Source organism: Paraburkholderia tagetis (genome assembly GCF_022213065.1).
Taxonomy (GTDB): Bacteria; Pseudomonadota; Gammaproteobacteria; order Burkholderiales; family Burkholderiaceae; genus Paraburkholderia; species Paraburkholderia tagetis.
On record NZ_JAKLJA010000025.1, the window covers coordinates 52,518 to 65,278 of the forward strand.

Consider the following 12,761-nt stretch of genomic DNA (forward strand, 5'->3'; position numbering starts at 1 on the left):
CCTACGGCTGCTTCCTGAGTTGCTCTTTCGCATCACCGTACGCGGCTTGTGTCTTGCCGACAACCTGTTCGACTCTGCCTTTCAAGTTGGTCGTTTTATTTCCCGTGGCCTTGCCGACCACTTCCTCCAACTTTCCTTTTGCGACTTTGATACGGCCCTTCACCTGATCCTTGTTCATGACATTGCTCCTTGAAAATGCCGGATGACTGAGCGTACTGACACTTGGGGGCCGCGCGTTTTCTGATGGGATGAGCCCGACGACGGCTACCTGAGAAGGGATCATTCAGACAGGAAGTTTGCGCTTATATCCTGTCCAGAAGCCGCAATACAAGCACAATGCTCAGGACAGATCTGCCCGGTAGAGTGAGATTGAACTTGATTTGCCGCGCAGTCGGTACGGTCGTGTACATCGAGACTCCCAGGAGTACTGCAGGGGTTATCGTCTGGAGCCCTTCGCTGCTTGCATGCGCAATTTTCTCTCGGATGATCCTCGTTCTTCATCGTCGCTCCTCGGCAGGCCGTCCAGAAACTGCGCCCGGCGGACTCGAGCCTCGACATCGAGGCGTTGGCCGCGTTTTACGCCGATCCGAACTGGTGGAGTCGAATCCTACCGGAGCTGCAGATCCGGCTGTTCCGGCGCAGACGGATGCCCCCTGAAGCCTGTCCCGGCAGGAGTGACAGGAAGATTTTCAATTTTCGGGGGATAGACAATAATAGGGAAGATGGGTAGAGGCCACTGGGGCCAGTTCGTATGGCGATGCGATAATCCGCTCGTAACGGTCATCCAACGGCGCTTGACGCCACATCTTTTTAGTCGCAACTTAACGAATACGACGCCGCTTCTTTCAGGATATCGGGGAGTGTCCCATGTCGAACGCAAATCAGCCTCGTGACAACCACCTGCTTTCGGTCTTGCCGGAAGCGGAGTGGGAACGCATCGGCCCACATATGGTGGAGGTGGATATGCCACTGGGACAGGTCGTCTACGAATCCGGCGACCGTCTCTACCACGTCTATTTCCCGTCGACAGCAATCGTCTCGCTGCTGTATGTGATGGAGGACGGGGCGTCTGGCGAGATTGCAATTGTCGGCAACGAAGGGGTGGTCGGCATTGCACTCTTCATGGGTGGCGAAACCACGCCCAGTCGCGCGGTCGTGCAGAGCGCGGGCAAGGCGTACCGGCTGGATGCCCGAATCCTGAAGGAGGAATTCCATCGAGCCGGGCCGATGCAGCGGCTACTGCTGCGGTACACCCAGGCGCTGATCACGCAGATGGCGCAGACCGCAGTGTGCAACCGGCATCATTCGATCGATCAGCAGTTGTGCCGCTGGCTGCTGCTGAGTATCGACCGTCTGCCGTCCAACGAGCTGAAGATGACTCAGGAATTGATTGCCAACATGCTCGGCGTGCGCAGGCCCGGTGTCACCGAAGCAGCAATGAAGCTTCAGGATGCAGGCCTGATCCGCTATAGCTACGGTCACATCGAGGTGCTGGATCGACCGGGGCTCGAAAAGCGCGTGTGCGAATGCTACGGCGTGGTGAAGCGGGAATTCGACCGCCTGTTGCCCGACTTGAAAGCGTTATAGATAACGTGCTATTTGCACGAGCGCGCTGACGAGCCTCGCTCACCGCGGCTGCCGGTGCTTACCATAAGCATAGGCTCCAGAATAGAACGGATTCCTGAGCACCGAGATCACGTTACGGTAACGTATCAGCGTCCAGTCGAAGTGTGTCAGGCTCGTGCGATCAGTCGGGCGCGGGAAGTGGACCTGCTCGGATCGCCACGACAGGAAGGTCTGTCGCGCGCTACCCCGTTCACGAAAGCGAGTAAAGATCAGGCGTATCACTTCCTGCAGTCGCTGGTTTGGATCAAGACCCAGCCCGATATCACGATGCCAGAGCTAGCCAATCGGCACGCTGATGCGTAATTCACCGCGCTGAGCCTTGGCACGCGCGGCATCGAGCATACGCGTTCGAAGCACGTTGAGCTCGAACCCGCTGATGCTACCCTTCATGCCTGGCAATAGCCGGTCGTTCGGCCGGCAGGGATCATACACGCCATTAAGGTCGATGACGCTCGCCTCGACGAGACCGCAAAGTTCGAGCAGATGGTGCCAGTCGCGCCCGTTACGGGCAAGACGTGATGCATCCAGGCAAAGGACAGCCCCCGACTTCACCGGCACAAAGCAATGCCACGAGGCGGTCAAAGCCGGGCCGCGCCACCGCTCCGCTCGCCGACCGGCCCAGATCGTCGTCGATGACCTCGATGTCGCGAAACCCGCGACGCTTTGCTTCGTCCACGAGCTCGTACTGGCGGCGCTTGCTCTCGAGGTTCATCTGCACCTGGGCCTGCGTCGACTGCTGGACATAAACCACCGCCTTGCGCTTGAGAAGGGGCGCCGGCAGACGATCAGCGTTCGTCATCGTCACACTCCTTCCCGGTGGTGCCGTCGGCGGCGTGTATCAGCAGGCTTGCAAGACGCGTGATTGCCATTGCGCGCTGCTCTACGCTCATTCCCTGAAGCTCGGCGTTGTCGAACCGCATGCTCATCTGGCGCGGCGTCACCACTGGCGATTGCGTTCGTGTGGGAACGCCCTTTGTTAGCTTCTCCATTGCGCTTCTCCCGGACGATGTTGGAACCGTCCGGAGAGTGTGCGCGCAGGCGCCGATCGACAAGCAAACGATGCCGATCGCACAACACCGTTACCGTGACCCTTGGTTCGCCAAGCTCCATGGCCGAACACACGGCGCGATCCAGCATCCACGCCGCCACCACCCTCACTACGTCAGGGGCGGCTTCGACATGCACCACACTGCCGCCGCTACGTTGCTCGACGTCTCGAACCTTGACGCGGTGACCATACAACGGATACCAGCGATAATGGACTTCAACTTCTTGCCCGATATGTGCAGAATGAGCGCGAGCTTGCCGTTGCACGTAAGGGCTTCCTGCTTGCCGATACGGTTGCGGGCGCACATGCCAGCGCGAATCTTTATAGTCTCGTTGAAACCTTCAAAGCCAATGGTATCGATCCGTACCGCTATCTGAACTGGCTGTTCGAGCATATTCCTCTTGCAAAGACCGTTGAGGATTACGATGCACTCCTGCCCTGGAAGATGCCCACAACCCTGAGCTGAACCGCAGTCAAATCCATCGTACGAGTCGACGGTGCCCGTCCATTACTCAGAGGGGCGGCGCTAATGGATCGCTTACTCTGAAGCTACGCCAGGGCGGCTGCGGATGCAGTACGACAGCGTACAGACACGCGATCTCGTTGACGGGAGGATGTCTCTTGCCACCCTCCATTCGCGCGTGATCTTTTCACGATCATCGACGTGGTTCAAATCAGTGGAGAATGATTCTGTCATTCGTCTCCGGTCGATCAAGCGAAGCATCACGCCTGTGTGCGACTGGCAAGGAGAGCAATATGCGTACGTCTACCTATATCTGTGTTGCGGCTATTACGGCCGCGCTCGCCGGATGCCTTTGGGTACCCGGTGACGGCTATCGTGGTGATCGAAACGGGGGGTATGGCGGCGGGTATGGTGGCGGTCATGAAAGCGGGTGGAATCAAGGCCGAACCTCCGGCGACCACATGAATCATTCCTGGCATCCCAATGACCAGGGGGCGCATGGGACCGGGCAACAGGAAGGATGGTAAGTTGGCTGCGTTCATCGCATGAAAAATCGCCGGTCAGCGTCTTTCTGGCACGCATCATCATGACCGATGCCACGGCTTCGCAATGGAAAGCCGTCATGGCGCAGATCAACCGGCGGCACGTCGCAATAGCGGATGCCGTGCCGCCTGGAGCAGTGAGGCATAGCTGTCGACGTACCTTTGCGCCATCGTTCTGGCGCTGAAGCGGCGTTCGAACTGGGCGCGGATTTCCGGACGTGACAGCTCATCGAGACATTGCAGCACACCTACGGCACTCTGCACGTCTTCGCAGATATAACCCGTGTTGCCCTGGTCAATCGCCTGCCACATCCCGTTGTACAGCGATCCCCCAAAATAGATCGGTCGGCGGAAACGACCGGCGGTCGCCATGGATGGCCGGGCCGCGTCGTTCGCAATTCGATCGCGTCTCGATCGCGTCGTTTCACGATGCTGGCGACCCAGATGCCCCGTCGCTCACGTCCTGCCAGACTCGAGCAGGTTCTTCAGTGCCGCCATCTGTTCCTTCTGCATGTCCAGCAATTCAGTCCATTGCTTCTCGCGCAACCCGTCCAACTTTTCATGGAGCAACATGATCTCGAGTTCGGCCTTCAGATTGATTTCGTAATCGTGTTCGGCAGACACCCGGTCCTTATATGACTGCCGGTTCTGGGCCATCAGGATAATGGGCGCCTGGATAGCTGCCAGCATCGAGAGAAACAGGTTGAGCAAGATATACGGGTAAGGATCAAAAGCCTTGCTGTGCGTTGCCAGAATCAGCGAATTCAGGCTGACCCAGACGACCATGACGACAATAAAGCACGTGATGAATATCCACGACCCGCCGAAGGCTGCAACGGCATCTGCTGCGCGCTGGCCATGCGTCGTCGCTGCATCCAGTTCTTTCGTGGAGTCTCTCGCTATGTGCTTTCGTTCCGAGATGAGACGTGCAACATTCTTCGCGCGCTCGTCCAATGATTCATAGGGTACGCCAAAGAATTTTTCGGCAAGCTCCGCAGGTTTATGCATGTTGCCCTCCGCGCGGTCGCGCAATCCGAACAGAATGGAACCGCAGCAAGGTCATGGCAAAAGGCTGGTTGCGCAGCAATCGCGAAGCAAAGAAACCGAAACAGCCGGAAAAGCGGTCCCCCCCAGTTTCGTTGCCATCCAGCTCAGTCCCAGTTAGCCCAGTTCATTCGAGCAAAGCATGACTGGCCAATACACCCGTCCAGGAGAACGGGGAAGGCCAGTTGAACCCGCTCCGACCCAGTGGACAAAGTCCCCTGCACCCTACCGGAACCGGAGCGGTATGAACAGGCTGATGCCTGGCGCCGACTGCGGGCCATAGACCACAGGTGGTGGCGCATACACATAGTCCTGGTTGTCGTAGTAGTCGCCGCGACGGTAGTCATTGCCCGGATGTTGATAAGCCTGCCGATTGCCGTGATCCCACTGATGCCAGTGGTTCTGCTGATAACCGTTAGCCATGCGATGTTGCTGTGGATGGCTCTGGTTATGCTGATAGCCATCATTCTCGCCATGCTGCTGTTGGTCCTCGTGGTTGCCGTAGTCTGCGCCGAAAGCCGGCGCCATGGACATGCCGCCAATAGCCAATGCGAAGCTAACAGTCGTCATGATTCTGGTCATCATCGAGCCTATGAACGCGGCTCGTACTTCTGGGATTTTCATGATGTTCTCCTGTCTGCGATCCGGGACCGGAGTGCGGTACCGGTCCGCTTCCCGCTGCGGGTGTCTCGAGATCACCCCTTCTTTGCGGAGTGGTGATGGTCAGTCCGGAAAATCAGATCGGCATTTTTCTTCTGGGCGTCAGGCATGCTTTCGTACAGCGCCTGAAACGCGGGAGTGAGCTTTCTGATGCCGTCCGCATGGGCGTCGGCGACCTGGCCATAGGACTTGAGATCGTCGACGGCGCTCATGCTGTTGGCATGACTGGTTCGCGCTTGTCTGAGCGAGTCCATCGTGCCCGCATTGTCGCGCATGACCTGCGCGACCTTGTGCCAAAGCTCTTCCTGCGCCGCGGTGATCTGAAGCCTGGCGTGAAGGTTATTGATGCGTGTATCGATCCGGTCGTGGGTCGCAACGGTCATCGCGCTCGCAGGTGCTTGAGTCTGGGCGGGGGAGGCAGCGCTCGCAGGATTGGCGAGTGCCGTTATCGCGAGAAAAACCGCTATTGCGAGCGCCGGTGCAGTTCGCGGTTTGGATGGAGGGGCAACGAGTCTCATGATCGATCTCCAAAGGAATTCGATGGACTCACGAGGGGATTGCCGTCATTGCGGGCGAGTTCGATCGAATAGATCATCTGTGCGCTGACTCCCGACCGACGTCTGTCCGGTGCCGGACGCTTGCGCGCTGGCGTTACACTACTGAATCGACGGAGCAGCTCGTGGCCCAACTCGAAGACAGGTGTCTGCGCAGCAAATGCAAGCACCCACACGTCCTTGTCACCATATGCCCGTTACGCTGCAACGCCGTCAAAGCTTTGGCTCACGGCCGAACGCGCTTGCCGTGCCGGTCGAGACAGAGCATGCGTTGACCATATCCCGGACCGAAGTGGCATAGTGATCGGCGCCGATCGCACTCCGGAGATCTTTGCTCCACTGATCGGTATCGCCTGCCGGCCAGAGGCCGACGACGATCAACGCGTCCGGCAAGCGTTGCCGCACCCGTCGCAAAAGGTAACGCAGGTGGGACGGGATTCCATCGATGCCCAGATAAAAAATGCACACTATTGTCACCGCAGTCACGTCCAGACCGTCGATCCGGCCGCGCGAGGCCGCGTCATGGTTGACCACCCGGCAATCGAGATCGTGCTTGCCGAGAAGCTGGACGAGAATGGCCGATGCTAACTCGTCGAGCGGCCCCCGGCCTGCTATGCAAAGGACCTGATTGTCAGCACGCCGAACCGGGGGAGCTTCGATGCCACGCGAAGAAGCATTCGGAGCCGGTTGGCACGATACCTTTTGTCCGGCAGCAGCTGGCGCCAGCGTGCCCCAGTTGCCCGCTGCTGCGTCGGTGGCCGGATCAACGTCCGCGAAGCCATCCAGGCCCTCGATGAGGTCGTTTACTGTGGTCTCGATTCGCGCCAGTTGTACAGGCGTTACGCCGCCGCGCAAGACATCGTCGGCCGCAAGCTGCAACCCCTTGAGAACGATTTCATCGTAATAGGAGGAGAGCGGCCGGTCGCGAAGCAGTATTCCGGCTTGCTCTACTGCGTCGTCCGGGTCGCCGGCGAGCGCTCGCTGGTAAAAGTTTTCGACTGGAGTCAGCGCGGGCTGGTCGCCAAGCAGCACATCGAGAAATTCGAGCCGCGTTACGTGGCGACCGAGGACCAGCAGGCAAAGTGTCAGCGGAGTGGACAGAATGAGCCCGATTGGCCCCCATATCCAGCTCCAGAAAATCGCAGCTACGACGACCGAAAATGGGGAAAGGCCGGTGCTATGGCCGTACAGCAGTGGCTCGACGGCCTGACCGGCCAGCAGCTCGACGGTCAGGAAAAGCACCATCGACCAGATCGCCATCGACCACTCCGGACTGACGGCTGCGGCGAGCGCGGTAGCCAAAATGGCGGAGATCCAGATTCCGACATAGGGGACAAGACGCAACAGCGCGGCCAGAATCCCCCACAGCACCGGGGCTGGGTACGCCAATGATGAACAGTCCGGTTCCGATAACGATGCCCACGCCTGCGTTTACGCCGAGTTGCGAAACGAAATACCAGCTGAGGCGCCGCGCGGCTTCGTCCATTGCGGTGGTGGTCCGATGGAGATCTCTCGAACCAAACAACCGGATAGCCCGATCCCGAAGATCATCGCGCTGCAACAGAATGACGATGGTGACGACAAATACGATGAAGGCCGTCTCGAGCGGACTGACGACGGGAGACAGTATGCGCCTTGCAAGCTGGAATGGTGTCTGGGCTGGCTCGCGCACCTCGACGGGAAACGCCACGGGCGATTGGGCGCCAGACGAGGATGAGGCAGATTCGCGTATCGTTTTCGGCGGATCAACGGTTGCCCGTTGGAGCGCCTGGCCAGCGGTACCCGCCAGCCGGTTCAATTTTCCAACCGTGAGTCCATGCACGACAGAGATCTTTTTGTCGATCGTCACCTGATAACGGGGGATGCCAACAGCGAGGTCCGTGATCTGGGTGGCGATCATCCCCCCAAGCACGACGATCACCGAGACCGACATCGTCACTGCAAGGAGAACCGAGGCCACATGGCCAAGCTTGATGCGGCCGATAAGATTGGCCAGGGGAGCGACCAGGAAGCTGAGCAGAATCGCCAGCGTGAACGGGATCAGGATCTCGCGCGCAAAATAGAGGGCAGCGACGACCGTAACGCCAACGGCAAGCGTAATTAAACCCTGAACGCTGGACGGTTCAGGAGGCTTGATGCGCGCCGCTGGCCTCGCGGGGCGCGACCCTGTGAAATCGAACATGGCGGCTAGTGCCCGCGATATCGTCCATTCTGGTGCGTGCTTTCGCACCGGTGCAGATGCGTCCCATGCAGGCCGAAAAACTCGACTTGCCAACCTCATTGGCGATCAGCCGGTCAATTTAGGCATTGCGTCTGACAATAGGCGCGCTGCGTCAGCGATCACTCTCGTGCATGTCATGTGGCGCGGCGTGGCGATGGTGATAAAAGTAGGCATGGCGTGGCGGAAAGCGCACATCATGGTGCCCATGATTGTCGCGATAGGGTTGTTCCGCCAAGGTAAGGCTTGGCATTGCAGCGGTCGCCAAGCGCGCACAGGCTAGAACGATTGCCTTCTTCATGGATTTCTCCTGTGAGGTCGGTGACGGGGCGGTGCGTATCGAACGCGCTAAAACAGGCACTTCGAGCGTACGGCATACGTTGCTCGCAATCTGGATTGAAGTCGGTACGGTGCCGTACCCGACTGCGTGGCTAATCAATGACAATTTCACTTTGCCGGGCAGGTTTCTCAGACGCATTGCGGCTGTCCAACGACATCAAATTGAACAGTGCGGAGATACCTCGTGCAAGGCACGGAAGATGCCGGGTCCCTGGGGCGCGAGCGACGACGGGTTCGTCGAAACACGGAGTCGAAAGGAGAAGGTCCATGTTGGGAACAATATCGATCGTCGTGCTGGTGCTCGTATTGTATGGATAGCCGATGATTTTCATCGAATACCGATTCACCGGTTGCACTGCATCAGAACCTGACGGCAACAGATAGCAGCATCATCCACAGATCAGTTACGTATTGGAGGTCTACCATGAACAAGGATCAAGTCAACGGAACTGCAGAGAAGGTAAAGGGCAAGGTGAATGAAGCCATTGGCCGGGCCACGGGCAACACGAAACAGGAAGTCAAAGGCGATCTCCAGCAAGCGGCCGGCCAGGCGCGAAAGAATCTTGGGGACGTCATGGAAGTTGTCAAAAAAGCCTGATTGACCACGCAGGCTTCGCGGGGGACTCTTCTCCCTCGCAACGTGCTTCAGGCAGTGGGGCTAGGCCTCACTCGCGAAATGCGACTCGTCGATGAGCGCGGCCTGCTCCATTGACGGGTCCGACAGGCGTTCGCGACCACTTACGTCCGTGTACCGAGCGTGGGATGCGCTCAAACGGGTTGGCGAACGCATATTGCACAGACCGCTCCGTTGTACGAGGCTGTTCCGCCGCCATCCTATGGTGGTACGGAACGCATTGTGTGGTACCTCACTTTAGCGACTACCGTACAGACATGCCCTGTCGCATGTGAGAACGTCACGTTGCGTCCATCGCGCACCGGGATTCCCTGGTCTCTGTCGCGAGTTGCGGATTCGAAACCGATAACCGGCGCAACCGCGCAAGGCTTTGTTGTGACAGAACGCCGGGTACCGCTGCACGCTTCGCCAGCGTGGCTCTGCGACCTACACGTCGCGCCGCCGATCAGGCCGGTGTCTAACTTGAGAGGAGTTGTCATGAACAACATTGTCTGGCTCGTTGGAGCCGTGGTCATCGTTCTGTTCGTCCTCGGCTATTTCGGATTGAGATAGGACGTTTCGTTCACGTGCTCGTCACACGATGGCTGGTCAGCGACTGCGATCACATATGTGGCAGTAAAACCGCAAAATGATCCAAGTCGCGACAGCGACATCGTTTATCGTAGGAAGCAAAATGAGGACGCTCAGGATCATCGGCTATGCGGGTCTCGTGGCAGTCGCGATCATGCTGCTCGTCGCGATGTGCGGGATCCTCGAGGACAGCATGATTTCTCGCGGTGCGCAGCGACCGGGACTGACTGGCAGCACGCTTTCCAGCCCCGGATCGCTGAATCACTTCAGTTAAGTCACCCGTCACCGATTTACAGTTCCCAACTTATTTTGGAAGACTCCAGCATTCGGAGGGCAGAGGGGTGTATGCCATTGTCGAAGTCCTCATGGGTCGAATCAGCATGCCATTTGCAATCGCCACTTGAAACCACGACAGCGCCGCTCCAGTGACGCGACCGCTTCACAGCCGTTCCCGCATGGGTACGACAGCGTACCGACTTCCGGGCTGATCGCGCATAGGGTAGGTTGACTCGACTCGAACGCATTCCGCGACGCTTCGGATTCGTTCTCCTGCCGCATGCCCGGTATGCAGACAGAGTACACATCGGCGCCGAGCACCCTCGGTAGGGCGCCTCGATGAGCATCGTTCATGTGCCGCGCTTCAAATGTCATCGCCTCGACAGCAATGGATACCAGGGGCCGCGAGCCGGTGCTGCTCAAAGCGATGCGTGGTGCGATACAACAACGATGCCGGCTGAGCATGTCGACGAAACCGGCGCGCATGCCAGCACGAAAACTGCTCGAATCGAACAAGTTTTTAGGCCCGCATGACGGCGGGCGATTGCAGGCGAAGCGCTCGGCGCCCTGGCCCGGAACAGAGTCGGATCGGCGCGCGCGTCGCACCGTCACGCTGGCCGGCGAAGTTCGCCGGCATTTCGCGAAATGAACACAGGAGTGGGTCATGACACCAGTTTCTCCCAGCAATCAATTGCCGAGCGACAGTAGCGGCGCCCGGATCATCGGTCACGCAACCAGCAGAGGCGGGGCCGGCCCGAACGTCATGGCGGCCACCACGCTGACTGGCGACAAGGTTCTATCGTCGGATGGCAAGGAGATCGGAAAGATTGCCGACATCATGCTCGACGTACGCAGCGGCCGGATCGCGTACGTCGTGCTGTCTTGTGGGGGCTTTCTCGGGATGGGCGACAAACTTTTAGCCGTGCCGTGGGGAGCGTTCACACTGGATACCGACGAGAAATGCTTCCGGCTCGATGCGACGGAAGAGCGGATGAAGAGCGCATCCGGATTCGACAAGGACCATTGGCCTGCGATGGCAGATTCGCAATGGGGGTGGGCGCTTCGTTCGGACAACACTCCGCCGATGTAGTGACACGTCAGCAAGAGGCTCGGCCGGCATTCCGCCATACACGCACCAGCGTGACTGCGGAATGCGGCGAGCGATTGCTGCTTTTTCAAATTCCGCCGTATCGCGTGCGTCGCTCAACACGCTGATTGCGACGGGCGGCAGGTCATCCAGCCAGCAGTTTTTTCCAGAGCATTCATCATGAACAAGGATCAAGTCAAGGGCGTCGCAGAGAAGGCAAAGGGCAAGGTCAACGAGGTGATTGGCCGAGCCACTGGTGACACGAAGCAGGAAGTCAAAGGCGATGTCCAGCAAGCAATCGGCGAAGTGCAGAAGAAGTACGGTGACGCCAAGGAAGCGATCAAGAAGCAGGCGAAGAAGGCGCATTGATCGCTGCGTCAGTCACGACAGAGGGATGCCGCGATACTGCGGCATCCGATCGCCGCACAATCGCCGCAGGCTGGCGTTACCCCGTATCGCAGATTGCAGGACAGGACGTAGGGGCACGGATCACGCGAAGACTTTCCGCCCAATGCATTGGCGCCATGGAAGCCCGTGCGCGGCGCGACGCGCGGTGACATTCGCCAGCGGCGCTGACGAACGAAGTGTCACGCGTGCAACCAGCCCAACCCGTATGCCGTCACGAGCCGGAGCATATCGATGAATGCAACTGCCGGAACCCCAGCCGGCCGCAAGCTACGCAAGGCGGCGCTGATGGCGTCGATACTGGTGACGTGTTGCCTGCTATGCCCGGGAGGAGCGTCGGCAAGCGGCGTGGACGACGCGGTCAACTTGCGCGAAACGTACCAGAAGCTGATTCCCCGGCTCGAGCATAACCAGTTCAAGCGCCAGTTGTATCTCGATTCTGAGGAATCGACTTCCACGCTCAAGGGCGAGGTCTACGCAGTGATGAACTACCCGTTCGCGACCGTCAATGGCGCGTTCAATGACCTGTCGCAAGGCCCGTTGAACTGGTGCGATGCATTAATCTTGCATCCGAACATCAAGTATTGTCGTACCACCAGCGGCGGCGGCAATACGCTGATCGTGAATGTCAGCACGAAGGAAGTTGCCGAAGCGCTCAGCACGACCTACCGGGTGCAATTCGAATACGACGCGGCGACCACCGGCCCGGGATACTTGCAGGTGAAGCTCCATGCGGACCAAGGACCATTGAACACCCGGGATTATCGGATCGCTCTGGAAGCGGTGGCGCTTGGCGGCGACCGCACGTTTCTGCATCTGACCTATGCCTATAGCTACGGCGTGATCGGGCGTCTTGCCATGAAGGCCTATCTGGCCGCCTTCGGTCGCGGCAAGGTCGGCTTCACCGAGATCGCCGATCCGTCCGCGGCTCAGGCGGAATACATCGGCGGGATGCGCGGCCTCATGGAGCGCAACACGATGCGTTACTACTTGGCCATCGATGCCTATCTCGGCGCGCTGTCCAGCCCGCCCGACAAGCGATTGGAGCAACGCCTGACCGACTGGTTCGACGCTAGCGAGCGATATCCGCTGCAACTGCACGAAATGGATCGACAGCAGTACATGCAGATGAAATATGACGAATACCAGCGCCAGCAGACCCAGCAGTAGCCTGGGGAATGCGCTGGCGAGATAAGCAAGCGCCAGCGCCGGTGCACTGCGATTCGTCATGGGAATCGTTGCGCAAATGTGTGGATGGAAGGTACGGTGCCGCTTCGAGTGATGAGATGAAGCCA

The 12,761-nt window shown here is 58.8% G+C and carries 16 protein-coding genes and 3 pseudogenes; 8 read left to right on the forward strand and 11 right to left on the reverse strand.

Going from position 1 to position 12,761, the window contains the following annotated elements; translation table 11 throughout:
• Position 1: 1 nt before the first annotated feature.
• Positions 2 to 178 carry a CsbD family protein gene (locus L5014_RS24830; RefSeq protein ID WP_238466475.1) on the reverse strand — a complete coding sequence of 59 codons (177 nt, stop codon included), beginning with the start codon at positions 176 to 178 and terminating at the stop codon, positions 2 to 4.
• Positions 179 to 867: 689 nt separating this feature from the next.
• Here L5014_RS24830 and L5014_RS24835 point away from each other — a divergent pair.
• Positions 868 to 1,587 carry a Crp/Fnr family transcriptional regulator gene (locus L5014_RS24835; RefSeq protein ID WP_238466476.1) on the forward strand — a complete coding sequence of 240 codons (720 nt, stop codon included), beginning with the start codon at positions 868 to 870 and terminating at the stop codon, positions 1,585 to 1,587.
• 39 nt (positions 1,588 to 1,626) lie between these two features.
• Here L5014_RS24835 and L5014_RS24840 read toward each other — a convergent pair whose 3' ends face one another.
• Genes L5014_RS24840 through L5014_RS24855 form a run of 4 tightly spaced genes read right to left on the reverse strand, consistent with a single transcriptional unit; the run spans position 1,627 to position 2,615 of the window.
• Positions 1,627 to 1,848 (reverse strand): recombinase family protein, encoded by a 222-nt coding sequence (locus tag L5014_RS24840; RefSeq protein ID WP_238466477.1) that lies wholly within the window; start codon positions 1,846 to 1,848, stop codon positions 1,627 to 1,629.
• Between the two features lie 54 nt (positions 1,849 to 1,902).
• Positions 1,903 to 2,184, reverse strand: coding sequence for a recombinase family protein (locus L5014_RS24845; protein ID WP_338019325.1), 282 nt, complete (start codon positions 2,182 to 2,184; stop codon positions 1,903 to 1,905).
• On the reverse strand, positions 2,129 to 2,425 hold the full coding sequence (locus tag L5014_RS24850) for a hypothetical protein (protein WP_238466478.1): 297 nt from the start codon (positions 2,423 to 2,425) through the stop codon (positions 2,129 to 2,131). The genes L5014_RS24845 and L5014_RS24850 overlap by 56 nt, the downstream gene beginning before the upstream one ends.
• Positions 2,412 to 2,615, reverse strand: coding sequence for a hypothetical protein (locus L5014_RS24855; protein WP_238466479.1), 204 nt, complete (start codon positions 2,613 to 2,615; stop codon positions 2,412 to 2,414). Before L5014_RS24855 ends, L5014_RS24850 begins: the two co-directional genes overlap by 14 nt.
• A gap of 282 nt (positions 2,616 to 2,897) precedes the next feature.
• Between L5014_RS24855 and L5014_RS24860 the strand changes: the two are divergent.
• Positions 2,898 to 3,140: pseudogene (locus L5014_RS24860) on the forward strand (transposase domain-containing protein); the annotation flags it as partial.
• A 629-nt stretch (positions 3,141 to 3,769) separates the two neighbouring features.
• Here L5014_RS24860 and L5014_RS24865 read toward each other — a convergent pair.
• From L5014_RS24865 to L5014_RS24890, 6 genes and pseudogenes are all read right to left on the reverse strand, one after another.
• Positions 3,770 to 3,985: pseudogene (locus L5014_RS24865) on the reverse strand (glycosyltransferase family 4 protein); the annotation flags it as partial.
• 150 nt (positions 3,986 to 4,135) lie between these two features.
• The gene (locus L5014_RS24870) at positions 4,136 to 4,687 is read right to left on the reverse strand and encodes a DUF1003 domain-containing protein (protein WP_238466480.1); all 552 of its coding nucleotides are present in this window, start codon (positions 4,685 to 4,687) and stop codon (positions 4,136 to 4,138) included.
• Between the two features lie 261 nt (positions 4,688 to 4,948).
• Positions 4,949 to 5,347: a hypothetical protein gene (locus L5014_RS24875; RefSeq protein WP_238466481.1), complete on the reverse strand. Its 399-nt coding sequence runs from the start codon at positions 5,345 to 5,347 to the stop codon at positions 4,949 to 4,951.
• Positions 5,348 to 5,418: 71 nt separating this feature from the next.
• A complete protein-coding gene (locus tag L5014_RS24880; protein ID WP_238466482.1) occupies positions 5,419 to 5,901 on the reverse strand; it encodes a Spy/CpxP family protein refolding chaperone in 483 nt (160 codons plus the stop codon).
• A gap of 249 nt (positions 5,902 to 6,150) precedes the next feature.
• Positions 6,151 to 8,119: pseudogene (locus tag L5014_RS24885) on the reverse strand (AI-2E family transporter).
• Positions 8,120 to 8,270: 151 nt separating this feature from the next.
• Positions 8,271 to 8,456: a hypothetical protein gene (locus L5014_RS24890; protein WP_238466483.1), complete on the reverse strand. Its 186-nt coding sequence runs from the start codon at positions 8,454 to 8,456 to the stop codon at positions 8,271 to 8,273.
• A 462-nt stretch (positions 8,457 to 8,918) separates the two neighbouring features.
• Between L5014_RS24890 and L5014_RS24895 the strand changes: the two genes are divergently transcribed.
• The 6 genes from L5014_RS24895 to L5014_RS24920 all read left to right on the forward strand — a co-directional run bounded on the left by L5014_RS24895 (position 8,919) and on the right by L5014_RS24920 (position 12,636).
• Positions 8,919 to 9,092, forward strand: coding sequence for a CsbD family protein (locus L5014_RS24895; RefSeq protein ID WP_238466484.1), 174 nt, complete (start codon positions 8,919 to 8,921; stop codon positions 9,090 to 9,092).
• 709 nt (positions 9,093 to 9,801) lie between these two features.
• Positions 9,802 to 9,972, forward strand: a complete 171-nt coding sequence (locus tag L5014_RS24900) for a hypothetical protein (protein WP_238466485.1) — start codon at positions 9,802 to 9,804, stop codon at positions 9,970 to 9,972.
• Positions 9,973 to 10,326: 354 nt separating this feature from the next.
• Positions 10,327 to 10,623 (forward strand): hypothetical protein, encoded by a 297-nt coding sequence (locus tag L5014_RS24905; protein ID WP_238466486.1) that lies wholly within the window; start codon positions 10,327 to 10,329, stop codon positions 10,621 to 10,623.
• A 15-nt stretch (positions 10,624 to 10,638) separates the two neighbouring features.
• A complete protein-coding gene (locus L5014_RS24910; RefSeq protein WP_238466487.1) occupies positions 10,639 to 11,064 on the forward strand; it encodes a PRC-barrel domain-containing protein in 426 nt (141 codons plus the stop codon).
• A 177-nt stretch (positions 11,065 to 11,241) separates the two neighbouring features.
• The gene (locus L5014_RS24915) at positions 11,242 to 11,430 is read left to right on the forward strand and encodes a CsbD family protein (RefSeq protein WP_238466488.1); all 189 of its coding nucleotides are present in this window, start codon (positions 11,242 to 11,244) and stop codon (positions 11,428 to 11,430) included.
• Positions 11,431 to 11,700: 270 nt separating this feature from the next.
• A complete protein-coding gene (locus L5014_RS24920; RefSeq protein ID WP_238466489.1) occupies positions 11,701 to 12,636 on the forward strand; it encodes a hypothetical protein in 936 nt (311 codons plus the stop codon).
• The last annotated feature ends 125 nt before the right edge of the window (positions 12,637 to 12,761 follow it).